General features: G+C 38.9%; 23 protein-coding genes, 1 pseudogene and 1 riboswitch. Of the genes and pseudogenes, 7 read left to right on the forward strand and 17 right to left on the reverse strand.

Translation table 11 applies throughout. The features are described 5' to 3' along the window. Positions 1 to 37: 37 nt before the first annotated feature. Positions 38 to 146: riboswitch (TPP riboswitch) on the reverse strand. 53 nt (positions 147 to 199) lie between these two features. Next, positions 200 to 2,047: a monovalent cation:proton antiporter family protein gene (locus KFQ09_RS03865; RefSeq protein ID WP_017367021.1), complete on the reverse strand. Its 1,848-nt coding sequence runs from the start codon at positions 2,045 to 2,047 to the stop codon at positions 200 to 202. A gap of 160 nt (positions 2,048 to 2,207) precedes the next feature. Between KFQ09_RS03865 and prpE the strand changes: the two genes are divergently transcribed. Then, the gene (prpE, locus tag KFQ09_RS03870) at positions 2,208 to 2,951 is read left to right on the forward strand and encodes a bis(5'-nucleosyl)-tetraphosphatase PrpE (protein ID WP_017367020.1); all 744 of its coding nucleotides are present in this window, start codon (positions 2,208 to 2,210) and stop codon (positions 2,949 to 2,951) included. A gap of 40 nt (positions 2,952 to 2,991) precedes the next feature. Here prpE and KFQ09_RS03875 read toward each other — a convergent pair whose 3' ends face one another. The 4 genes and pseudogenes from KFQ09_RS03875 to KFQ09_RS03890 all read right to left on the reverse strand — a co-directional run bounded on the left by KFQ09_RS03875 (position 2,992) and on the right by KFQ09_RS03890 (position 5,796). After that, positions 2,992 to 3,885: an RluA family pseudouridine synthase gene (locus tag KFQ09_RS03875; RefSeq protein ID WP_026050074.1), complete on the reverse strand. Its 894-nt coding sequence runs from the start codon at positions 3,883 to 3,885 to the stop codon at positions 2,992 to 2,994. A gap of 17 nt (positions 3,886 to 3,902) precedes the next feature. Further along, positions 3,903 to 4,702, reverse strand: a pseudogene (locus tag KFQ09_RS03880) (NAD kinase). Between the two features lie 65 nt (positions 4,703 to 4,767). Continuing rightward, on the reverse strand, positions 4,768 to 5,397 hold the full coding sequence (locus KFQ09_RS03885) for a GTP diphosphokinase (protein ID WP_008348457.1): 630 nt from the start codon (positions 5,395 to 5,397) through the stop codon (positions 4,768 to 4,770). Between the two features lie 33 nt (positions 5,398 to 5,430). Next, on the reverse strand, positions 5,431 to 5,796 hold the full coding sequence (locus KFQ09_RS03890) for a UPF0738 family protein (RefSeq protein ID WP_008348459.1): 366 nt from the start codon (positions 5,794 to 5,796) through the stop codon (positions 5,431 to 5,433). Between the two features lie 217 nt (positions 5,797 to 6,013). Here KFQ09_RS03890 and KFQ09_RS03895 point away from each other — a divergent pair, with 217 nt between their 5' ends. From KFQ09_RS03895 to KFQ09_RS03915, 5 genes are all read left to right on the forward strand, one after another. Next, positions 6,014 to 6,589, forward strand: coding sequence for a CYTH domain-containing protein (locus KFQ09_RS03895; RefSeq protein WP_017367018.1), 576 nt, complete (start codon positions 6,014 to 6,016; stop codon positions 6,587 to 6,589). A 25-nt stretch (positions 6,590 to 6,614) separates the two neighbouring features. Further along, positions 6,615 to 7,379, forward strand: a complete 765-nt coding sequence (locus tag KFQ09_RS03900; RefSeq protein WP_017367017.1) for a lytic transglycosylase domain-containing protein — start codon at positions 6,615 to 6,617, stop codon at positions 7,377 to 7,379. Between the two features lie 277 nt (positions 7,380 to 7,656). Then, a complete protein-coding gene (locus KFQ09_RS03905) occupies positions 7,657 to 8,055 on the forward strand; it encodes a globin domain-containing protein (RefSeq protein WP_255836035.1) in 399 nt (132 codons plus the stop codon). Next, positions 8,052 to 8,963 carry a ClpXP adapter SpxH family protein gene (locus KFQ09_RS03910; RefSeq protein WP_007499002.1) on the forward strand — a complete coding sequence of 304 codons (912 nt, stop codon included), beginning with the start codon at positions 8,052 to 8,054 and terminating at the stop codon, positions 8,961 to 8,963. Before KFQ09_RS03905 ends, KFQ09_RS03910 begins: the two co-directional genes overlap by 4 nt. 295 nt (positions 8,964 to 9,258) lie before the next feature. Next, positions 9,259 to 9,432 (forward strand): hypothetical protein, encoded by a 174-nt coding sequence (locus KFQ09_RS03915; RefSeq protein ID WP_008348466.1) that lies wholly within the window; start codon positions 9,259 to 9,261, stop codon positions 9,430 to 9,432. Between the two features lie 231 nt (positions 9,433 to 9,663). Here the strand turns inward: KFQ09_RS03915 and pepF are convergent, their stop codons facing one another. The 4 genes from pepF to mecA all read right to left on the reverse strand — a co-directional run bounded on the left by pepF (position 9,664) and on the right by mecA (position 15,299). Next, positions 9,664 to 11,490 (reverse strand): oligoendopeptidase F, encoded by a 1,827-nt coding sequence (pepF, locus tag KFQ09_RS03920; protein WP_304941612.1) that lies wholly within the window; start codon positions 11,488 to 11,490, stop codon positions 9,664 to 9,666. Between the two features lie 214 nt (positions 11,491 to 11,704). After that, the gene (locus KFQ09_RS03925; RefSeq protein ID WP_035392426.1) at positions 11,705 to 12,865 is read right to left on the reverse strand and encodes a competence protein CoiA; all 1,161 of its coding nucleotides are present in this window, start codon (positions 12,863 to 12,865) and stop codon (positions 11,705 to 11,707) included. Between the two features lie 162 nt (positions 12,866 to 13,027). Next, positions 13,028 to 14,548, reverse strand: a complete 1,521-nt coding sequence (gene cls / locus KFQ09_RS03930; protein WP_008348473.1) for a cardiolipin synthase — start codon at positions 14,546 to 14,548, stop codon at positions 13,028 to 13,030. An 85-nt stretch (positions 14,549 to 14,633) separates the two neighbouring features. Next, complete coding sequence (mecA, locus tag KFQ09_RS03935; RefSeq protein ID WP_008348474.1) at positions 14,634 to 15,299, reverse strand: adaptor protein MecA; 666 nt, start codon at positions 15,297 to 15,299, stop codon at positions 14,634 to 14,636. 264 nt (positions 15,300 to 15,563) lie between these two features. Here mecA and KFQ09_RS03940 point away from each other — a divergent pair, with 264 nt between their 5' ends. Beyond that, positions 15,564 to 16,229, forward strand: coding sequence for a TerC family protein (locus KFQ09_RS03940; protein ID WP_007499010.1), 666 nt, complete (start codon positions 15,564 to 15,566; stop codon positions 16,227 to 16,229). 40 nt (positions 16,230 to 16,269) lie between these two features. Here the strand turns inward: KFQ09_RS03940 and spxA are convergent, their stop codons facing one another. The 8 genes from spxA to KFQ09_RS03980 all read right to left on the reverse strand — a co-directional run bounded on the left by spxA (position 16,270) and on the right by KFQ09_RS03980 (position 23,693). Continuing rightward, positions 16,270 to 16,665 (reverse strand): transcriptional regulator SpxA, encoded by a 396-nt coding sequence (spxA, locus tag KFQ09_RS03945; protein WP_003211421.1) that lies wholly within the window; start codon positions 16,663 to 16,665, stop codon positions 16,270 to 16,272. A 193-nt stretch (positions 16,666 to 16,858) separates the two neighbouring features. Beyond that, positions 16,859 to 17,437: a GNAT family N-acetyltransferase gene (locus KFQ09_RS03950; protein ID WP_007499012.1), complete on the reverse strand. Its 579-nt coding sequence runs from the start codon at positions 17,435 to 17,437 to the stop codon at positions 16,859 to 16,861. Between the two features lie 138 nt (positions 17,438 to 17,575). Next, positions 17,576 to 17,863 (reverse strand): hypothetical protein, encoded by a 288-nt coding sequence (locus tag KFQ09_RS03955; RefSeq protein ID WP_025207152.1) that lies wholly within the window; start codon positions 17,861 to 17,863, stop codon positions 17,576 to 17,578. Between the two features lie 105 nt (positions 17,864 to 17,968). Further along, positions 17,969 to 18,919 (reverse strand): ABC transporter ATP-binding protein, encoded by a 951-nt coding sequence (locus KFQ09_RS03960; RefSeq protein WP_370648313.1) that lies wholly within the window; start codon positions 18,917 to 18,919, stop codon positions 17,969 to 17,971. Beyond that, positions 18,888 to 19,949, reverse strand: a complete 1,062-nt coding sequence (locus KFQ09_RS03965; RefSeq protein WP_035392433.1) for an ABC transporter ATP-binding protein — start codon at positions 19,947 to 19,949, stop codon at positions 18,888 to 18,890. The genes KFQ09_RS03960 and KFQ09_RS03965 overlap by 32 nt, the downstream gene beginning before the upstream one ends. A gap of 18 nt (positions 19,950 to 19,967) precedes the next feature. After that, the gene (opp3C, locus tag KFQ09_RS03970) at positions 19,968 to 20,996 is read right to left on the reverse strand and encodes an oligopeptide ABC transporter permease (RefSeq protein WP_035392435.1); all 1,029 of its coding nucleotides are present in this window, start codon (positions 20,994 to 20,996) and stop codon (positions 19,968 to 19,970) included. Further along, positions 20,996 to 21,925 carry an oligopeptide ABC transporter permease gene (opp3b, locus tag KFQ09_RS03975; protein ID WP_035392438.1) on the reverse strand — a complete coding sequence of 310 codons (930 nt, stop codon included), beginning with the start codon at positions 21,923 to 21,925 and terminating at the stop codon, positions 20,996 to 20,998. Before opp3b ends, opp3C begins: the two co-directional genes overlap by 1 nt. 109 nt (positions 21,926 to 22,034) lie before the next feature. After that, entirely contained in the window at positions 22,035 to 23,693 is a 1,659-nt protein-coding gene (locus KFQ09_RS03980; RefSeq protein ID WP_035392439.1) for a peptide ABC transporter substrate-binding protein, read from the reverse strand. Positions 23,694 to 24,120 lie beyond the last annotated feature (427 nt).

Raw genomic sequence — 24,120 nt, forward strand, 5'->3', positions numbered from 1 at the left:
CGCGTGGAAAGTGGTTTGGAATTTGTAAAAAGCATAGTCAAACACCGCACCACTTCCCTACGCAGGTATGAACCTGTTCAGGTAATGAGGGTCTAAAAGTTACACTTTTATCTCAGCCCTTTTAAAGGACTCCCCTAGTGGATCAAACATATATTGTTGTACCTCTATCTTAATCAGGATTTGTTCATCGGTCAAGGGTTCATTGCAACTCTAATTGGGCTCTAAGTCCTGCCACATACTCCCGGGAGCCAGACACAAGCACGCGGTCACCGCTTCTAAGCGTCGTATCCCCATGCGGTACTAAGCTGTCAATTCCTCTAAAAATACGGACAAACACCAAATCGCCGGTAAAAGGAAATTCCCTCAGCATGACATTATGATACCGATGATTGTTCATTTGAATTTGATACAAAGAAGAATCCTCATTTGTTAACAAGCGAATCGCATCAGGTGCTTCAATCAATGCCCTCAGCACCGTTTTAGATGATAGGAAGTTAGAAAAGGTATCGATCCCTGCTTCCTTTAATGTCAGCTCGGCTTCTGCTTTGTTGACACTTGCAATGACTTGTTTAGCTCCTTCTTCTTTTGCAAATAAAGCAATTTCCTTATTTTTCGTTTCACTGCCTGTAGCCACAACGAGCACATCCTCTTGCCCGATGCCAGCCTGCCTGAGCGTATCATCGTCATATTGTTCAATCGCTTCAACTTCAAAGATGGAGTCAGCAAGCAAGGCTTCTTTATTTTCCTGAAAGACGTGTAAAATACGGATGTCATATTCATCCTGATGTAAATCAAGCGTCACAGGTAACGTCAGCTGATTCGCTCCAATAAACGTCACACGCTTTTTATGATTGGTTTCACGTTCTTGTTTAAATAACGCCTTAAACCAAACAGGCGTTAAAATACTCGTGAGCACAGCGACTAGAATGAGGGCTCCTGACATTTTATGATCAATGACACCAAGCCGCTCACCAATCGTTGCAGCCGCAATAACTAGGGATAACGTCGAGGTTAATAAAAAACCAGAACCAATGACCTTTTTCATGTCATACCATTTTTTTAAATAAAGAATCGGAACGAGTTTACTAAGCAATAATGCAATAAACAGTAGCGGAATCATGATCATGATGGTTGGATCTTTAAAGAGTGACCATATATTCAGGTCCACACCGACCATCACAAAAAAGATCGGAATTAAAAATCCATAGCCAAATGAGTCCAGCTGCTGTACGAGTTCTTTATTAGGCGAAAGAAGAGACACAAGCACACCTGCTAAAAAAGCCCCCAGAATATTTTCAGCACCGAGTGATTCAGATAAGGCAACTAAGACTATAATGAGAGTAAAGATGGCTCTTGTCCCAATTTGCACCGTTCCTTTTGACATGGACTGAAAAATGGACTTTGTCTTAAATACCCGGCCAAATAAATAAAGAAGAATACCTGCCGCAAATAATAATAAGAGCAACCACATGTTCCCTGTTCCATCGCCATAAATGGAGGAAAACACAGCAAGTAAAATCATTGTCACCAAATCAGCAATGACGGCTACAAGCAAAATGATTTGACCAATATTCGTTTGCATCAACTTTTCCTCTTTTAAGGTAGGAACTACCACACCCAATGAGATGGTGGAAATAATAAGCGTCATTAAAAAGGCATTTTGAATAAATCCTGCAAGGACAAACGCATAAGACAGGATAAAGGACATACAAAATACGCCAACAAAAATAATGGTCGCTGTTTTAAATGTATTCGGTTCTTTTAAACCATTTGGCAGTTCTCGCGCTTTCTTCTTTGATTCAAAAGAAGAAAAATCTATTTCAAGTCCACTTAAAAACATAAGAAAAATAAAACCTAGCATGGATAACGTATCTAGCCATGCGTCGTGTTCAACAACTAGTTGAAGACCGCTTTTTCCAATGATGAGCCCCATGATGATTTCAGCGACAACGACCGGGATGGTCAGCTTAAATCGGTGCAATAAAATGGGGGTGAAAAAGGCTACAATAATAACGACAACGAGTGATGAAACAGATGTATGCTCCATTGGCTAAAGCCTCCTAACATTCATGTTTAATTTTTAAGTTTTACGTTAAAGCATTGATTCTAACAATTGCCCAAATGAAATGAAAGCCATTCGTTATATTTTCTAAAATTCAAACTTCTTTATATCCGATAAATGGATGAAAAAATCAGGAGGAACCTTTATGAAATTCGATATCATCGGCGATATCCACGGCTGCTACGAAGAGCTGCTTACCCTCATACACAAACTAGGATACGAACTCAAACATGGACTACCTGTCCACCCTGATAAGAGAACACTGGCCCTTGTAGGTGATTTAACAGACCGCGGCCCTCGATCAGTTGCCGTCATGCAATTTGTCATACACGCCTATTCTAAGGGCGCCATCCGCTATGTGCCTGGCAACCATTGTTTTAAGCTGTATCGCTATTTGAAAGGAAATCCCGTTAAATTACTGCACGGCATTGAAACAACGGTGAACGAAATCAAAAACCTGCCACATGATGAACAAACCATTTTATCACGTGAATTTAAACATTTATTTGAAAAGGCGCCGCTTTATGATGTACTCATTCCGAATGAACTGATCATTGCACACGCAGCGATGAAGGAAAAGGATATTGGCAAAAAACCGAACAAACAGATGAGGTCTTATCTATTATTTGGAGCAGTCACCGGAGAAACATGGCCAGACGGTCGACCTGTCAGGAAGGACTGGGCAAAGGAATATCACGGAAAACCATGGATTGTGTACGGGCATACACCCGTAAAAGAACCAAGATTTATCGGTAGAACGGTTAATATTGATACAGGCTGCGTCTTTGGCCACCAGCTCTCTGCTCTTAGATACCCAGAACTTGAGACAGTATCTGTTCCTTCATCTATGCCATATGATGATTCAAGGTTTCAGCATTTCACGCAATAAAAAACCCGGTCCACCATGACAGGTGACCGGGTTTACTTGTTTACTGAAGCAATAGTGTCATATCATCCGGCAAAGGAGCCGAAAAGGTCATGGACTCCCCTGTTATCGGATGCGGAAAAACAAGGATTTCACTATGAAGTGCCTGCCTGCCTATTCTCTCGCTTGTTCCACCATATAGCGTATCTCCAACAAGCGGATGACCAAGGAATTGCATGTGAACACGAATTTGATGAGTTCTTCCCGTTTCAAGGGTAAGGGACACATCAGACATATCTAAATGAGTATGTACTGTCCGCACCGTATAATGTGTTACGGCTTCCTGACCAGATTCATCCACCATTCGTTCAATAATGCTGTCCCCTTTTCGAGCAATTTTTGCTCTAATTGTTCCTTCTTTTTGCGTGATCATGCCATGTGTCATGGCTCTATACGTTCGCTTGACTTCCCCTTTTTTCTGCGCCTTTGATAAAAGGCTGTGTGCAAAGCGATGTTTAGCGACTAACATGACACCAGAAGTATCACGATCAAGACGGTTCACCAAGTGGACAGTCAGCCGAACGGACTGCTCAGCATAATGGTGAAGCACCCCATTTGCAATACTATGCTCAGGGTGCTCTCGAGAAGGAATCGATGGGATATACGGCTTTTTATTCAGCACAAGCACGTGCTCGTCCTCAAATAAAATATCAAGCGGAATGGCCGCAGGTTTTAGCCCTTCACTCACTTTTTCCTCGGGGAATAAAATGGTGAGCCTGTCTCCCTCGCGCAGCTCATATCTCACGGTCACATGCTCTCCATTAATCAGAAGGTCACCGCCATCAAATTTAATATCTGTCAGCATTCGTTTTGAAATGCCAAGATCGATTAAATAGTCCTTCAGCAGCCTGCCTTCTTCTTTGGCTGATATGGTTTTGTTTATCTTAAAGTATTCCAGCGAGAACAACCTCTTTCTTATTCTCCTTTGCCGATAAAGGAATCTTGCACCCTTTTCCAAAACGGAAATGGTCTAAATCGGGCAAACCGGACATTCTCGTCTGCCACTCGGCATTGAATGGATTTCACATCTTTATGCAGCAGCGACAAATGATCTATCGTCACCTGAAAATCCACATCATTAATCGGTTTGATCACACACGTATGGTGGTCCGGCAAAATGAGCGGCGAACCGACCGTTCTAAACACTCTGTTGTTGATTGAAGCCATTTCTGCCAGCTGGATCGCCCTAATGGATGGGTGAATAATAGCCCCGCCAAGTGCCTTATTATAGGCTGTACTGCCAGATGGTGTAGACAAACAAAGACCATCTCCTCTGAATGTTTCAAAAAGCTGACCCCTAATCTCAACATCTGCCACAAGTGTACCTTCCATACTTTTAATCGTACATTCATTCATTGCTAAATATTTTTCTTCTCGGCCCCATCGTTGTACCTGACGATGACTTCAAGAATCGGATATTCCACAATATGATAAGGCGTTTTGGCAATGGCTAACACAAGCTTTTCAATTTCACTCGGGACCCAGTCCGCATAAAAACCAAGATGGCCTGTATGCACGCCGACAAAAGCGGTTTCGTTCAGACGGTTGCTATACCGGTGAAAAGCGTATAAAAGGGTTCCGTCTCCGCCAACTGTAATGACGAGATCGGGTTCCTCTTCATTTAATTCCATTCCAAAATCCAATAAGTAGGTCTGTATTTTATTTTTTAGTGTGTCAGATACAGAATTCCCTTTCGAAGAAACTGCAAATTTCATGAATTCTTCTCCTTTTCCACCTTGCTGCGACGAGAAAGCAGCATCATATTTGATCAAGCTTAGGCTCAGCTATCGTTTTTCTTTTTCCGGGAAAATGCCACTTGCGCTTCTTGAATTTCCCCTCTGATTTCAGACATCTCATCATCAAGAAGAGATGCTGCCTCAGAAGCTCTTTGAAGGCGCTGCTTGACCTTCTCCGGGATATTCCCGCTATATTTATAATTCAGAGAATGCTCGATGGTCGCCCAAAAATTCATGGCTAATGTACGGATTTGGATTTCGACGAGGAGCTGCTTCTCTCCATTGATCGTTTGCAGCGGATATAACACAACAAGGTGGTACGAGCGGTATCCGCTTTCTTTATGTTCTGCAATATAGTCGCGTTTATCTACAACCACGAAATCTTTTCGTGACTGAAGCATTTTCTTGACGACTTGTATATCTTCTACAAATTGGCACATAATGCGAAGCCCTGCAATATCCTGCATCGTTTCAATCTCATGCATCGGGATGTTTTTACGCTTTGCCTTTTCCAATATGCTGGCAACGGGTTTCACTCGGCCAGTGACAAATTCTACTGGTGAATGGTCATCCTCAAATTCATACAGTTTTCGGATGCCTTTTAGTTTCACTTTTAATTCTTCGACTGCTTGCTTATATGGTGCGAGGAATTGATCCCATTGTTTTTTGTCCATGAAACTTCCCCCAATTCCAAATACCTAATTATTTCAGAGGAATGTGCTCTTCACTTTCTCTTCCATATCTCCGTAATTGGCATTGTCTTTAATATTGTCGATTAAATAGTTTAATTCCTGATGAAGTTGAATGAGTTCTAGCGTTTGCTCTTCCGCCGCCAAATAGACAGGGATTTCACGATTCATTGCTTCTTTTAATGGAGCCCATGTATGTTCTCCTAAAATAAGATACGTAAAAGACTCCTCAGTCTCAAGTATGTAAACGAACGCAAAGTGATCAGAATCAACAAGCATTTGTCCTGATGCTTTTGCTTTTTGAATTTGCTCATCTGACTGGACCGTCAAGATCAGCCTGTCTTCTTTTAAAGTTGCTTCTGTGATTTCAATTCTGTTTTGCATCATGATCTCCTTTACAACAAAGTACAGCTTTATTTTATCATATCAAGTTCAATATTGATAAACCGAACTTTTTGAGAAAATTTGATTTCTCCATTTCGTTGTTCATTTTGCCTCATTTAGCATCTATATACGTCTCTTTTTAAGGAATAAATAAGAAAAAAAGAAGCTTTTCATGTACAATAATCATATTTCCTCTAAATGAAAGGTTGATGTCAAAATGGCACAGGAAATTGAGATAGAACTAAAACAATTATTAATGAAAGAAGAATTTGAACAGCTAAAAGAATATTTTCAATTAAAGGACGAGGACTTCCACACTCAAACCAACTATTATTTTGATACACCTCAATTTGATATAAAATCCAAATTCGCTGCATTACGAATGAGAGAAAAAGGCGGGCAGTGGGTCCTCACATTAAAGGAACCGCATGAGATCGGCCTTCTGGAAACCCACCAAACGATCGATCCTCCCGCAAGTCTTGAACATTTCCAACTGCCAGAAGGTGAAGTGGCAGACAGATTAGTACACCTTCACATTCAAAAGGATCAAATCGTCTATTTTGGTTCACTGGAAACGTCAAGAGCAGAAAAAATGATCAAAGAAGGCTTAATTGTTTTGGATCACAGCCGATATTTAACAGTAGAGGACTATGAACTTGAATTTGAAGTGAGTGATTTAGACATTGGACAAGCTGCTTTCATAGCATTGCTTCAGCAATTTCAGATCCCACCAAGACACACGAAAAACAAAGTCGTACGTTTTTATGAAGAAAAAATGAAAACAAAAGAATAGATGAATTCCTTGAAGGAGGAACATGATGAACGTCAATCAACTTCAATCCTTTATGCAGCTTCAAGCACTCAAAACGTTACAATCTGATAATGGACAAACACAACTCACAGCTGGACAAGAATCAAGCGCTGAGACTTCATTCCAGTCGCTGTTGCAAGATTTTTTAGGCGGATCAGAATTATCTCGTCTCCCGCTTTCCATTTCTGCTTTCATGGGGTCGGACCCATCAACGTCTCCGAACACGCAATATGCACGAATGAACCCATATTTATCTGCGATAGCAGGCAGTGAACAGCTTCAATCTCAGTCTCTTTATGCAAATGACAGCCAATTGAATACCGCAAATGGTATTGGAAACGTCTTAAATAACAGCTACACACCACCGCTTCAAAAAGCTGTTTCAGGCTCTTCATCAAAAGAGATTAATCAGATCGTCTCACAAATGGCTCAAAAGCACGGAGTTCCAGAAAAGCTGATCCACGCAGTGATCAAGCAAGAATCCGGTTATCGCACGAATGCTGTCAGCCATGCAGGTGCACTTGGACTGATGCAGCTTATGCCGTCTACTGCTAAATCACTTGGCGTGAACAATGCCTTTGATGCAGCCCAAAACATTGAAGGCGGAACGAAGTATTTAAAACAAATGCTGCAAAAATATAGTGGAAATGTCTCACTTGCCTTAGCCGCTTATAACGCAGGCTCAGGGAATGTAGATAAGTACGGAGGCATTCCTCCATTTAAAGAAACACAAAATTATGTAAAGAAAATCACAGCTCAATATTTCGCCTAAACCGAAGAGAATAACCTCTTCGGTTTTTTGTATGTCGCTTTTCACCCTTTTTTGACTGAATGTGTTATGATATGGTCAATTGAACACGGACCCTGTCTCCCTCACTATTCCCAAAGGACCAAAGCGGTTTGTTTGTGGAATTGAGTAGAGGTTGTTAAAATAAGTATACAAGAATAGAAACAACAAAATAGAACAAACTGAATATCACTTTTGAAATACATGAAATTCGCAATAGGGTGAGCCATCCTATTAGCTACGAGTTAAAGGAGTAGTCAACATGGTACAATCGTTTAACGCACCTTACGAAGCGGTTGGAGAGGAACTTCTATCGCAACTTGTTGATACTTTTTATGAAAATGTAAAGTGTCATCCTTTGCTTCATCCTATTTTCCCGGATGACTTAAAAGAAACAGCAAGAAAACAAAAACAGTTCTTAACTCAATATTTAGGCGGACCGCCGCTTTATACTGAGGAGCATGGTCACCCAATGCTACGGGCGAGACATCTCCCTTTTCCGATTACTGAGGAGCGAGCGGACGCATGGCTTGAATGCATGGAGGATGCAATGGATCAAGTAGGACTAACCGGCGATATTCGTGACTTTTTATTTGAGCGACTGTCTTTGACGGCTCGTCACATGGTCAACCAAATACCTGAAAAGGACAGACGATCTTGAGCTGCAATCCGCATGAGCAATATTTCTCACATTGTCACGGACATCCTCAAAAGCCGATTGAAATCTATGTATTCATTGATCCTCTCAGCCCGGACTGCTGGTTATTAGAGCCATCAATTAAAAAGTTGAAAATGAAATATGGCCGTTTCTTCACTTTACGAACGGTTACAAGTTCTAGTATTAATGCTTTGAACCGCAAACGAAAAAAACATTTGCTAACCGAAGCGTGGGGGAAATTTGCCACGAAAACTCAGACCAAAAAAGAACAAATGCTGTCTGAACAAATTGTGACATCACCTTATCTCGCCTCTCTTGCATTAAAAGCAGCTGAACTTCAAGGCAGAAAATGTGGAATGAAATTTTTACGACTCATTCAAGAATCGCTTTTTTGCCATCAGCAGGACGTCACCAGTGAACAAGTCTTGCTAGAAAATGCAAAAACGGCTGGACTGGACATTGAAGAGTTCCAGCGAGATATCCATTCTCAAAGTGCTGTCAAAGCGCTCCAATGTGATATGAAAATCGCAGCTGAAATGGATGTGTCTGAGCTTCCCACTTTCGCCTTTTTTAATACGATCAATGGTGAAGAAGGATTAAAGATTTCAGGTGCATATTCTTATGATATTTACGAGGAAATTCTCTTTGAAATGATTGGCGAAAAACCAACACCTTCAGAACGACCGCCAATTGAATGGTTTATCGCTTACTTTCAATTTGCATCAGCAAAAGAAATTGCCGTTGTATATGACCTGACACTTGAAGAAGTTGAACGCGAGATGAAAAAGCTCGCATTTGCTAAAAAGGTAGAACGTGTACAAGTACATCAAGAAATGTTTTGGCGTTATACAGAAGGAGACAATCATTCAGATCTTGATGTCTACCGCTGTGAGAATGAACATGGGTGCTGACCCATGTTTTTTTCTTTATCCCCTAAAGAACACTTGTTCTATTTATAAGTACGAAGAAACCGCGCCGGGATAAGCGCGGTTTCACTATGTCTTAACGACAACAAAGGGGATGGGAGAAATTTTTCACGGTCAAACAAAGGGGTAATGTTTGTATGTGATTAATTTCACATCTGTAGTATATCAAATTTTGTCGACTTATGACAACCGATATACTATATGTTCATATTTTTGTCACAAAACATAAGAGGACTGTCACTTTCATATAGTGAAAGTAACAAAAAAATGGGGGATCTGCATGCGCAGCACAACCATTGGACTTGTTGCCATTGGCTTATGTTTCTGTTTAAATATATTAGGCTTAATGAAGATGCTGCCTCTTTACCTGACATCTCCACTCCTATTCGCTTCCATACTCTTTACACTCTATCGAATGAATCACCGAAAAACCTTCAAAGGTTTTAAAGCGTAATCATTGAATGTACAAACCTCGTTCATATAGACGAGGTCTAGCGTATAGGCAAACCCTCGCATTCGGTGTCAGTCCTGCGTGCAAAGGTTTTCTATCACGCTAAAAAGAAGTCAAAGGGCTAAAATCAACTTCATTTTAGCCCTTTGTCAACAATCTGGTCTTTTTTATTTCAAGAAAAAACTCCTGCCAAAAGGTGAGTTTGCACTCACACATCTGACAGAAGTCTTCTCGTTACTCACTAGTCTTTGAGATGAGCTCTTCCATTTCCTTTAATTTTTCTTCAAACAATTGACATGCTGCCTCAATTGGTTCTTTTGATGCCATATCTACACCAGCTTTTTTCAGCACGTTGATTGGATAGTCAGAGCTTCCTGCTTTAAGGAAGTCTGTATAGCGCTCCACTGCAGGTTTCCCTTCTTCTAAAATTTGTTTACTTAATGCCTGAGCCGCACTATAGCCTGTCGCATATTGATACACATAATAGTTGTAATAGAAATGCGGAATTCGCGTCCATTCTAATCCGATTTCCTTATCCACAACCATACCGTCGCCAAAATACTTCTTATTCAGGTCGTAATACAGGTTCGTCATGAACTCTGGCGTTAATGCCTCCCCTTCTTGCGCTTTCACATGAATCAGGTGCTCGAACTCTGCAAACATCGTTTGTCTGAATACCGTCCCTCTAAATCCTTCTAACAAGTGATTGAGCACATACAAGCGCTGCTTTTTGTCCTCTAAATGATTGAGTAAGTATTCACCTAGTAATGCTTCGTTTGTTGTAGAAGCTACTTCCGCTACAAAAATGCTGTAGTTTCCGTACGGATATGGCTGATGCTTTCTTGTATAGTAGCTATGAACAGAGTGACCAAATTCATGAGCCAGCGTAAATAAATTATCAATATTATTTTGCCAGTTCATTAAGATATAAGGATTCGTACCATAGCTTCCAGAAGAATACGCGCCGCTTCGTTTCCCTTTATTCTCATAAACGTCTACCCAGCGATTTTCGAGTCCCTCTTTTAATACCGAAACATATTCTTCTCCTAATGGCGCTAACCCTTTCAGCATATAATCCTTTGCTTGGTCATAGGTCAGCTTCATGCCAGCATCTTTTACTAATGGTGTATACAAGTCATAATTGTGCACTTCATCAAGCTTTAATACCTTTTTACGCAATTCAATGTAGCGGTGTAATAAGGGTAAATATTGATGAACTGTATCAATTAGATTGTCATACACTTCTTCAGGAATACTGTTGCGTGATAGCGCTGCTTCTCTTGCCGATTTGTATTGACGTACTTTCGCATAAAAATTATCCTTTTTAATCGAGCCGCTGAGTGTAGACGCCAAAGTATTCTTATATTGATCATACGTTTTATAAACGGCTTTAAAAGCATTCTTTCTCACTTCACGATCATCACTGTTTAAAAAAGTAATGAAGTTGCCATGAGTAATTTTCTTTTCTTCTCCATTTTCATCCTTAACAGAAGGGAACGAAATATCTGCATTATTAAACATACTAAACGTAGTGGATGATGTTGTTAAAGGTTCAGAGGCTTCAGCTAATAAAGCTTCTTGCTCCTCACTTAAAATATGCGGACGCTCTTTGTTAATTTCTTCGAGAGCGTGAGAATAAAGTTTTAATTCTTCTTTTTCCAAAATAAATTGCTGCAGCTTATCTTCTTGAATAGATAAAATCTCCGGAACAATATAGGCAGATGTACTAGACAGCTGTGTAAATAAATTGGATGCTTTATCATTTAAAGCCTGAAATGATGAATTTGTTGTATCTTCATCATATTTCATATGCGCATATGTATAAAGCTTGCCAAGCTTTTCAGAAAGTTGATCCTGAAATGTTAGGGCTTCATACAAGACATCAGCAGAATGGGCCAGCTTGCCTTTAAATTGGGCGAGCTTCGGAATTTCTTTTTTTACAGCTTCGAATTCCTTATTCCAAGAATCGACACTTTCAAAAATATCTTCAAGGCGCCATTTGTTTTCTTCTTTTACTTCGCTTCTGTCTGGTAAATGATTGTTGTTATTTTGTGAAGTCATATGAATCCCCCTTGCATGAGTTGTGTTGAACCAACCTTTCGGAAAGTGAAAGAAATTGGTGTTGTATTTATCTTCTTTGTTTTGAACTATGTTTGTCAAATCATATGCAGAAATAAATACCAAACAAACTAAAAAAATGAGAAAAAAGCGTTTCTTTCTATTCAATAGCAGCACCACCTTTTTCTTATCATGATCAAAGTGGGCATGAAACATGCTAATGAAATAAGAAAGCATCTCGTTTTATCGCTTCATCTGCTGTTCGTATAGGCTTTTGATTCGACGTTACTTGATAATTACCCTCTTTCGTCATGTATAAAAACCCTAGTTTCACAAGCGCCCGTACATATGAAATGATCACCTCTTTGATTTCTTCTATTGTGACATTGGTATATCGGAGCTTCACTTCTTTATTCTGGACACATCGCTCAATTTCTTTTAAAAGAAGATGAATGGTCACTTGTTCTTTTCCCGTTCGAACCATCCAATCATAAAGACATCCTTGCCACACATAAACAGGGCTTGAAAAGATATATGCTTCTGTCAGGGGGATAAATAGTTCTGTCGGTAGAAATGGCCATGCTGTTTGATGATGCTCATAAAAAATGGTTCTTAAACGCTTGCTTTCATTTGCTAAAATGCGGGGTGGCCGCTCCCTAAATTGCCGAATACACTTGAGCCACTCTTTATACAATCGATGATTGCTCGAGGAAACAGATAAGAGTGCTGGTAGTTGGCGATAAGCTGAAGGCGGTCTAACGGTCATTGAAGCACATATTTTCGTTGGCTGAAACACGAGAAGTTGATCCAGGTGGATAAATCTATTTTGGATCGGACAATAAAAAATGAGTCTCCTATTCTTTGACTGCCTTAAAATTCCCCAATGAATGGAGGAGAATGAAAAGAGCTGGCCAGCCATTCGTTTTAAACGATTCGCCCCTATGATCCATATAGGATAGAGCCCCGCAGCACGGAGACCTTCCGTTCGTTTATGCAGCTCTTTCCACGAAATATTTGCGCATTGAAATTCAATGGCATAGCTTTTATTTTCTATATCGACGGTCACATCAGGGCGCTGCTGAATGTTTGAAACATATTTCTCTAGTAACGGCTCATATCCAAGCTGCGTGAGCCAATCCTTAAGAGCAATCTTCCCTGCCTGATGATAAGCTGTTTCACCGGTGGACGCTAATGGACATGCCGAGAGCTGTTTATGTGCAAAATGATGGACACGATGCTCACCTAGCTTTAATAGAACCTCCTGCCTACATTCAGGACAGTAAAATTTGCATGTAGCTCTTACATGCTCTAGCCGCCTTTTAGTCAGATGTTGTGTGATGCGAATCAGCTTGCCATTCTCCATGATCGCTGCATTCATATATTTCACCCCTTGCTCTTTGATGACCGTATTATAGCTTTTTCTCTCATCAGGAAGCGAATATCGAAAATGAACTTTTATCGTATCAAAACGCGATTTTAACCTACTTTCCCTTATTAAAATAAAAAATCCCCCTTTTAGAAAAGGGGGAAAATACAATTTTTATAAAAGAGGTGATAATAATCTTGCTGTTGATTCAAACAGCCTCACCCTCAAAGGTCTCTTCGCAAATTCTTCTGGAACAATTTCATGCGACTGCTCTAAATCACCTAAGAAGTCGTTGACCAGCTTCTCTGTACTTTTTGTTTTATAGAGGAAAGCATTCACTTCAAAGTTCAGATGAAAACTTCTCATATCCATATTTGCTGTACCAATTGATGCTAGCTCACTATCCACAATGATAAACTTACTATGCATAAAGCCTTGATCATATTCGTATACCTTCGCACCTGCTTCTAAAAGTTCGGGGAAGTATGAACGGGACGCATGAAATACAATGCGTTTATCTGGATTTTTCGGTGCAATGATTCGTACATCGACTCCGCTCAAAGCAGCAATTTTCAGTGCGGACAAAATATCATCATCAGGTACAAAATAAGGTGAAGCAATCCAAATTGATTTTTTGGCTGAGATAATCATGGAGAAAAAGAGATTTTTAATGACTTCCCACTGTTTATCAGGACCACCAGCAATCATTTGTACGCCTTCTGCTCTACTCTCCATATGGCTGAAATCTTTAAAATAATCCACACCCGAGCACCTTTCATTGGTCATGTAATACCAATCCTGCATAAAAATCTGCTGCAAATCACGAACGGCCTCACCTTTAATCATCAGGTGCGTATCACGCCAAAATCCATATTGTCTGCTTCTCCCCATATATTCGTCCCCAATGTTAAGTCCGCCGACAAATCCTACTTCTCCATCAATCACCACGATTTTCCGGTGATTTCGGAAATTGATTTTATTATTTAATAAGGGCAGTCTCACTGGTAAAAACGGAACGATCTGCACGCCAGCCTTTTCTAAGTCAGCAATATATTGACGGGAAAGTTTTAGGCTGCCTACATCATCATATAAAAAGCGGACAATCACACCACTTTTTGCTTTCTCGATTAAAATGTCCTTTAATTCTTGTCCCAGATCATCATGACGGAGAATATAATATTCTAGGTGAATGTGATGTGTTGCTTTTTTGATCTCTTCAAAAATATGAGAGAACGTTTCTTCTCCATTGGTCAGAACTTTAGAGGATGTGCGATACGTAATAGGGGTATGTCCAAGTCTGTGGGCCAGCTTAAATAAGAGCTGCTGATGGTCACCCATATGAGTCATTTTTTCAATCGCTTCTCTGTGGATACGTTCATCTTCCTGGACAAGCTGTTCGTCTAGTACCGCTTTCTTTTCAAAAAGTCTGCGCTTTTTAATATTGCGTCCAAAGAAAATATAAAACAAAAACCCGAAAAGCGGAAAGCTCCCAAGCAGCACAAGCCACGTAATCGTTTGAGAGGGGTTTCTGTTTTCTAAGAAAATGACAAACCCGATGAAAATAATCGATAAAGTGAATAGAACACTGACGGAACTTAATACACTTACCGCTAGATCACCGGCAAAAATTTGGATAATCAAATAAGCACCTATCGTAATGATAAGAAAAAATAGAACTTTGACTACATTTCTCATTTCATTTTCTCCTTGCCGATCACTTTGTTTACTTTTTCATTCAGATAAAAAAGTCGATTCCTCTATAGAAATCGACTTTTGGTTGTTACGAGAAGTGCTGTTGAATCGTTTCAAGCGCATTCTCTTTGACAATCAGCTGACCGTATTCTTGCAGTCTGTAGATGCTGACCACTGATTCATGAGCATATTCAAGCAGAATACTAAGCTTATTCTCCACCTGCTCATCTGACAAATCCTCGTGGAAGTCAACATATAGATAATAACGGTTTTCAAACGAATATAAACTTGTCGTAAAATCCTGCATATTTAATTGAGAAAGTGCAATCAAATCTTCAAAGTCATCCATTTTTAATACGAACTGAAGTTGAAGTTTTTTGTCCTTCTCATTATGATCTTCTTGATCTTGCTCTTCTTTATGAAAATCATCAAGCAGAGCATCTAAACTTTCTTCATCTGTTTGATCTTTTTTATCTTCTGGAATCGGCAATTCGAGCTTTTGTCCATCTTTAGAAAGTTGGGCTTTTGTCACGACAATTTCAAGACCTTTATCAAGTGCCTGTACTTGAATCCAAAGTGGTCCCTCTACTGCAAATTCTTCTTCTTCGTGCACTTCGTCCATCACTTCCCAGAACAGCTCTTCACTGCGCTCACGATTATACCAAATCTCTTCACGGTCAAAACCGCGATCTTCAATATCACCGTAGGAAATATAAAATTTGACTGTATGTTCATTTATTCTTTCGATTTCCATTTTGCCAACCTTCCCTTCTATATAAGATGTTGAAGGGACATACAAGCTCCCAATTAATAGTACTTTACTACACTTTACCCGTTCCGTCTACATGTTAACCATTTAAAGAAATGAGGTATTGCTGTGTACTGTCTATTTTATGATAAAACATGAATAAAAGAAATAAAAACGCATTTTTTGCAGAGAAAACTTGCAGAAACATATATTTGAATTGTCCTCATATATTGGTTGTACGAGCTATTTTAGTGAAATGAGGTGAACTGGATGGAAACAGAGTGGATCGTATCCTTACTGATGATTATTGGCATAGACCTCATACTAGGAGGAGATAATGCATTAATCATTGCGATGGCCAGTCGAAGCTTATCAAATGAAAAACGAAACAAAGCCATATGGATCGGCACACTTTTGGCAGTGCTGATGAGAATCACCATGACTGGTGCTGCCGTTTATTTATTGACCATCCCCTATTTGCAATTTATCGGCGGTCTCTTTCTCCTTTATATAGGATACAATTTGTTAATTGAACAAAAGAAAGAATCCATTCGGATTAAAAGCAGCGGCTCCCTTTGGCGTGCTGTTCAGACCATCGTGATTGCAGATCTTTTTATGTCACTTGATAATGTGATCGCTGTTGCAGGGGCAGCTAAAGGGAACATGGTGCTCACTGCCTTTGGCTTAATGATTTCAGTCCCGATTATTATTTGGGGGAGTAAACTGATTCATGCAGCACTAACCAAGTTTCCGATTCTTTTATACGGAGGGAGTGCACTTTTAGCTTTTACTGGCGGAGAAATGATTGTCCGTGATGTAAAACTGAATGAATTTATGGCGCAGCATACAACACTTGAATTGTTGCTTCCTTTTTTAACCGTCGCAACCGTTATTTTAGCCAGTCTCTTTTACGAACAAACGGCTGAAAATAAATAAAAAAAGCTGCCAAATGATCGGCAGCTTTTCGTGTTGTCTATTAGTTAGCAAGTCGCTGAGCTTCTCGAAGTTGGAATGTACGAACCGTTCTAGGAAGGAAACGTCTAATTTCATCTTCGTTGTACCCAACTTGCAGTCTTTTTTCATCCAAAATAATTGGACGTCTTAGAAGACCAGGATGCTCATTGATTAGTTTATACAATTGTTGAAGCGGCATTGTCTCAACATTTACATTTAGTTTTTGGAATACTTTAGAACGTGTTGAGATAATTTCATCTGTACCATCTTCCGTCATACGAAGAATCTCTTTGATTTCATCGATTGAAAGAGGCTCAGAAAAGATATTTCTCTCTTGGTATGGAATATTGTGCTCTTCTAACCACGCTCTTGCTTTTCTACATGATGTACAGCTTGGTGATGTGTATAATGTTACCATAAATCTTCACTCCTCAATTTGTAGAATGAATATTGATCTGTATTCTTAAATTAAAATTGTTCTAAATAAGTAATCTTTATAGTGATTATACTATAAAAAAGTAAGTGTGAACAGATTTTCTTGCAATTTTTGTGACAAAAACTAGACAATTTCATTCTTTTTGTGCAGATGTTTGAAGTCTGAACATTCTCATTTAGTCGAGATGATCGAAAATATTTTTTTGTTTTCTATTTTCAACGAGCTTCAGCACATCATCAACATCCTCATACGATTGTCCATACCATTCTTCGTCTTTATACGTATGGATTCCTTCGTACGTCTTTCTCATGGCCTCCATCATTTCTTCCTCATTATCTGTACGAGGCGACCAATAAAGAATTTCCATGCGGTTCACTTCATTTGTTGCAAGTGACCTGCGTTTATAACCAATTGATTCAGCATGCTTGAAGTGCTCTCTCTGATAAAACTTTAGGCGTTTTGCAGTATCTGCATCATCTTCATCTACAGGCTCGACCTCAAGCAAGATCGGTTTTCTTTTTTCCTTCAGCTTATGAATGAGCTTTGAGCCGAGGCCTTCACCTCTTGCATCCTTGGAAACAAATAAATAATCAATAAAGATGAAAGAATCAAATTCAGCGTACATCATCACATGATGAGGCCCTTCTTCTTTATGATAAATATCACTTCTTTCCTTTAATAAAGCTTCCATATGCTCTTTTGACTTCATTTCTTCTATCGGGAAGTATTCACTGAGCTTTTCATACCAATTCATGGATCCGCTCCTTATGATGTAGTTAAGAACCACTTCCTTATCTATTCCCGATTTCCTGCTATTTAAACGCCTGTACTAGTAAAGACGCAGCAATGCCATTGGTGGTTTCACTTTTTTTCAAGAGAAAGCAAAAAAGTTTTATATCGAACGATTCATGAGCATTTGAAAGCAAGCAAACAAAAGAAGTGTCATGGCGATCTGAAACATGATGAAATAAAGGTACTTCATACGCCGGACTTCTTCCTTCTGTTTATTCGTGCGCCGATACACAGCAAATTCAACCGAAAACGAAATGATGCAAATGAGCACTAAAAATGCGATCATCCACTTTCCTCCGTTTGGTTCCGTTAAAAAAGATATTGAAAAAAGCATCGTGACGATAAAAAAGTGAAGACATGAATAGCGAAACGTCTTCCATAACAACATTTGATTTCCTCCTGGTTTACTCATTTTACATAAAAATTACCATCAACTTGTTTTTTTGTAAAATAAAAAAAGAAGCACTGATATCGCAGTGCTTCTTCTCTGTTCTTATTGTTTTGCTTTGATCTCTTTGAATTCTTCCTCAGTACAGCTGACAAAGTGACCTGGCTTCACTTCACGAAATTCCGTATTTGTTCCTTTATGAACAGATGGATCGTATTTAATCCGTTTGCGGTTACGCTCATAATCAGGATCTGGAAGCGGAATCGCAGATAGTAATGATTTTGTATATGGGTGAAGCGGGTTTTCATATAATTCATTCGCTGGTGCCAGCTCAACCAATTTCCCAAAATACATCACGCCGATACGATCGCTGATATATTTCACCATGGAAAGGTCATGGGCAATGAATAAATACGTTAAGCCCTTTTCTTCTTGCAGCTCTTTCATTAAGTTGACGACCTGCGCTTGGATCGACACATCTAGTGCAGAGATTGGCTCATCGGCAATGATGAAATCCGGCTCAACAGCTAACGCACGAGCAATCCCAATACGCTGCCTTTGACCGCCTGAAAATTCATGCGGGTATCTATTCGCATGCTCTTTATTCAAACCAACCGTTTCAAGCAATTGATACACACGGTCTTTACGTGCTTGTGCTGATTTTGCAAGACCATGAATATCGATACCCTCAGCAATAATATCCACAACTTTCATTCTTGGATTGAGGGAGGCATATGGATCCTGAAAGATCATTTGCATTTTTCGGTTAAATTGTTTAAGATCTGTTGTTGATTTTTTATCATGCACATTCTGCCCGTTAAAAATAACTTCGCCACCTGTTGCATTGTATAGACGAATGATGGTTCTCCCAGTAGTGGATTTCCCGCAACCAGATTCACCTACAAGGCCCAATGTTTCACCTCTATAAATGTCAAAGCTGACATCATCAACAGCTTTTACTTCATTAGGTTTACCTACATTAAAATATTGCTTAAGATTTTTCACTTGTAAAATAACATCTTTTTCACTCAATGTGATCCCCCCCTTTTTGCGCATTAAATTGTCGCATTCTTTGCTTAATTGATTCAGGAGGTTCTACTTTTGGTGCGTTAGGATGTAAAAGCCATGTAGCTGCAAAATGAGTTTCTGATACTTGATATAAAGGCGGCTGCTGTTCAAAATCAATTTTCATTGCAAATTGATTTCTAGCCGCAAACGGGTCTCCTTTTGGAGGATTCAACAAATCAGGCGGCGTACCTGGAATGGCAAACAATTTCTCCTCTTTTGCATCAAGACTTGGCATAGAGCTCAGTAATCCCCAAGTATATGGATGTTTTGGGTTATAGAAAATCTCATCTACGGTGCCAATTTCAACAATTTGACCACCATACATAACCGCTACACGATCTGCTACATTCGCAACGACCCCTAAATCATGTGTGATAAAGATGATAGATGTTTCAATCTTCTTTTGAAGATCTTTCATCAGTTCTAAGATTTGGGCTTGAATGGTTACATCTAAAGCAGTAGTTGGCTCATCTGCAATTAAAATTTTCGGATTACAAGCAAGAGCTATTGCAACGACAACCCTTTGTCGCATCCCACCAGAAAATTGATGAGGGTATTGCTTGAACCTCTGTTCCGGTTTCGGAATACCTACAAGACTCAAAAGCTCAAGTGCTCTTTTTTTAGCTTCTTCTTTACTTGCATTTTGATGTTTTAAGATGGGTTCTATAATTTGCTTGCCAATTGTCATAGTCGGATTCAAAGATGTCATTGGATCTTGAAAGACCATGGCAATATCTTTCCCTCTTATTTTCTGCATCTGTTTGTCAGAAAGTTTTGTTAGGTTTTTACCTTGAAACAAAATCTCTCCTTTTTTCACTTCGGAGTTAGATTTAGGAAGCAGACCCATAATTGATTTAGAAGTTACCGATTTACCAGAGCCTGATTCTCCAACAATGGCAAGCGTCTCACCTTTTTTCAATTCAAAATTCACACCTCGAATTGCCTTAACTTCGCCAGCAAATGTGTGGAATGAAATATTTAAGTCATTTACTTTTAAAATCGTTTCTTGTTTATTCATCAACATCACCGCCCCGTACTAATCTTTCATTTTTGGATCAAGTGCATCTCTCACACCGTCGGCAACAAGGTTAAAGACGATCATGATAACACTAATGATAATTGCTGGATAAACCATCTGATATGGGAAAGCGATCATTGATTTAAACCCATCTTCAATTAATGTCCCTAGTGAAGCTTGCGGCTCTTGCAGACCTAATCCAATAAAGCTTAAGAAAGCTTCAAAGAAGATCGCACTAGGAATAGTGAACATTGTATTAATAATCATCACACCTGTTAAGTTTGGCAACATGTGCTTAAAGATAATTTTAAAGTTACTTAATCCCAAAGTTCTAGCGGCTAGTACATATTCCTGTTCTTTCAGCTTCATGACTTGAGCACGCACGACCCTAGCCATACTGATCCACCCGGTAATACTTAGTGCAATAATAATTGGAATAATCCCTGGTTTTAAGACGAGAATCATTAATATGACAACGATTAAGTTTGGAATCCCCATTAGAACTTCCAAAATACGCTGCATCGCATTATCAATTTTCCCACCGAAATAACCAGAAATAGCGCCGTAGGCAACACCAATAATTAAATCGATCACAGCTGCAACAACAGCAATAAGCAGTGAGATTTGAGTTCCTTTCCACACACGTGTAAATAGATCTCTCCCAAGATTATCGGTACCGAACCAGTAGTAATGTTCAATCCCTTTTTGTTCATATGGATTAACCACATCACCATTTTTTAGTGTTCTTTCACCAGTAAAAGGTAAGAAACTAACATGCTCTAATCCTTGGATTCGAGGCGGTAAGTTCGCTTCAGACGTTGTTTGAGTACTAAAGTCTTTGCCACTAATTAATGGTCCGACGAGCGCCATGAATACAATTAAAAATAAAATCACCATACTAACAACAGCGGCTTTATTCTTTTTAATTCTAAGCCATGCGTCTTGCCAATAATTTAGACTTGGTTTTTCAATTTTTTCAGCAGATAATGTATCAACACCAGCGGGTTCAAACAGACTTTTATCAATATTTTCTTCTTGCTGTTTCATTATTTGTTACCTCCCGCTACACGAATTCTAGGATCGATAATTCCATATAGAATATCGACAATAAATACAACCACTACAAAAAGAACGGCAAATAAGATAGTTGTACCCATGATGACTGGGTAGTCGTTTACTGTAATGGCTTTAACAAACTGCTCACCAATTCCAGGAATTGAGAAGATTTTTTCTATTACTAGTGATCCCGTCATTAAACTAACAGTCAATGGACCAAGTACTGTGACAACAGGTATTAAAGCATTTCTCATTGCATGTTTAAATGCGATCTCAAAATAGCCTGCTCCTTTTGCTTTTGCAAGCAAAATGTAATCTGTCTCAAGTACTTCAACCATTTCTGTTCTCATAAAACGAGCACAAATGGAGATAGGGAACATTGCTAACGCTATAGTAGGTAAAATTGTATATTCAAACCCATTCCAAAATTGAGTTGGTAATAACCCCAATTTCACCGCAATATAGTACTGAAGTAATCCAGCGAATACAAAACTCGGAATTGATTTACCGATAACTGCCAAGAAAGTAGCAGAGTAATCCACCCATGTGTTCTGTCTTAAAGCTCCAACTACTCCCAAAAAGATACCAACAATCGTTCCTAAAATAATCGCTTGAAGGCCTAGGACAGCAGATGGTCCTACTCGATATGAAAGAAGTTCTGTTACGGAGGTATTGTTGAATTGGAATGAAACACCTAAATCCCCAGTGAATGTATTAATCATGTAATGAAAATATTGAACAGGAATTGGCTGATCTAGTCCATATTTTGCATTAAGTACAGCTTGTTGAGCTTCTGACAACTTTTGCGCATTAACAAAAGGAGAACCCGGAATAAGTTTCATTAAGAAAAAAGTGATTGAAACAATGATGAAGAGGGTAACAACCATGTAGGCAACCCGTCTAATTAAGTATTTCAGCATACTTGCACCTCCTGATAAAACTGACTTTTCTGTATATTTCGACATATTTCTCTCAGTGAAAAAGAGAGTATATTCAGAGAATACACTCTCTTTTCTATAAGATTGTTAATTATCCTTCAATTTTCATCCATTTGTAGCTGAATTCAGGTCCAACTTTGTGAATGACAAATCCTTTTACTTTGTTATTAATCAGATAGTTAGTTGCTCTCTGATAAATTGGTGAAAGTGCTGCGTCATCTTGTAATAATACTTTTTCAGCTTCTTGTAAAGCTTTCCAGCGTTCTTCAGGTTTTGCAGCTAATTTGCCAGATGCATCTTTTAACAACTGATCATATTTTTTATCTGAGTAACCCATGTGGTTGTTTCCGCCACCTGTGATGAACAAGTCAGAGAACGTGATCGGATCAAGGTAATCTGGACCCCATCCAGCCATCTGAAGATCGTAATCCTCTTTCTTATCACGATCAATACGAGTAGCGAAAGGAACACTTTGAATATTGATATCTAAGCCAGGTAAAGTTTTCTCGAGCTGATCTTTAATGAAAGCACCGATTGTTTTAGCTGTCTCAGAATCATCACCTAAGTAATTAAGCGTTACTTTAGACGTTCCTAATTCTTTCAACCCTTTTTCAAAAAGCTTTTTCGCTTCATCTTTATTAGTTTCTAAGTATTTAGGCATTCCATCACGGAAGTCTTTTCCGCTTTCATCATGTACGAAATCTTTTGGAATTTGATAGTATGCAGCAACTGAACCATTCTGCAACACATCATTTACAAACGCTTCTTTATCAATTGCCGTTGCAATTGCGCGACGAACGTTTTCATTCTTTAAAGATTTATTTCCTTGGTTCATTTTCAACCAGAACACAGTAGGTTCTAGTAATCTTTTCATCCGCTTATCACCTTCGTATTGAGAGATGATGGCAGGTGTTGATAATTTAGGTGTAATATCAGCTTCTCCCGCTTCAAATGCGTTAACAGCTGCTTGTGGATCTTTAGATACTTTAAAAGTAAGTTTTGTCATAGAGACGTTCTTTTTGTCCCAATATTCTTCATTCTTTTTGTATTCCCAAGTAGTTGCTTGTGGGCCATCCCAAGAAGAAAGCTCAAATGGTCCGTTGTATACAAGGTTCTTTGCAGTCTTGGCATATTTGTCACCTTGTTCTTTAACGAACTTTTCATTCACTGGGTAGAATGTTGGGAATGAAAGCAGAGATTGGAAGTAAGGAATTGGTTTTTCAAGTGTAATTTGCAGTTCTTTATCGCTTACAGCTTTAATTCCTAGTTCCTCAGGCTTTGCTTTTTTGTTGTATACTTTATCAGCATTCTTAATTTTACCAACCATCATATATGGGCCATACTCAGACTTTTGTTCTGGATCTAAAGCACGTTGCCATGCATATACGAAGTCTTGAGCTTTAACTGGGTCACCATTAGACCATTTTGCATCTTTAATTTTGATGTTGTAAACTGTTTTATCTTTGTTAGCAACTGGTTCCCCATCAGCCATACCAGGCACTAATTCTTCTTTATCGTTGAAACGATACAAACCTTCAAACACGTTATTCATAGTCGTAAAACTGATTGTATCACTCGCTTGGATTGTATCCATTGCAGGCATTTCCTGTGATTCTAAAATTGTAGCCTCTTGTTTTGAATCTTTGGATGCAGTGCCCTTGTCGCTACTTTGTTTACCTGAACATGCAGATACAAAAATAGTCAGCACCAATAAAAAAACTAAAAGCAGTGAAAATTTAGACTTTTTCATCTAGTTGTTGACCTCCCCTTCATAAATGAACTACAGGAACTATTATACTAGCAAATAAGTAATTGTGCATTCATTTTTTTAAGAAAATTTTCATATTTCCACTGTTTTTTAATATTTTTATTAAAAAATTGAAATAATTTGGTTATTTTTCTGAGATTTTGTGATCTTAAATACCTAATCAGAGGTAATCCTGTCTATACAATTGGCAATCTTCATGATTCATTGTAAACTGATATCAAGAAATTGATTAAAACAACAGCTTCGTTCCTTGTTTCGTTTTTCTTATATAGTGAAAGTCTTGAATTAAATGTTTTTATTGCTATTTTAGTACAGTAAAGTTTTAATGCGCAGGAGTGATTGTTATTAGATTTTTTATTCTTTTACTTAGTTCTAATGGCCTTGTTTTCATTTTAAGCTTCCTCTTTTA

The sequence above is a fragment of the Bacillus sp. FS02 genome (assembly GCF_024398395.1).
Taxonomy (GTDB): domain Bacteria; phylum Bacillota; class Bacilli; order Bacillales; family Bacillaceae; genus Bacillus; species Bacillus altitudinis.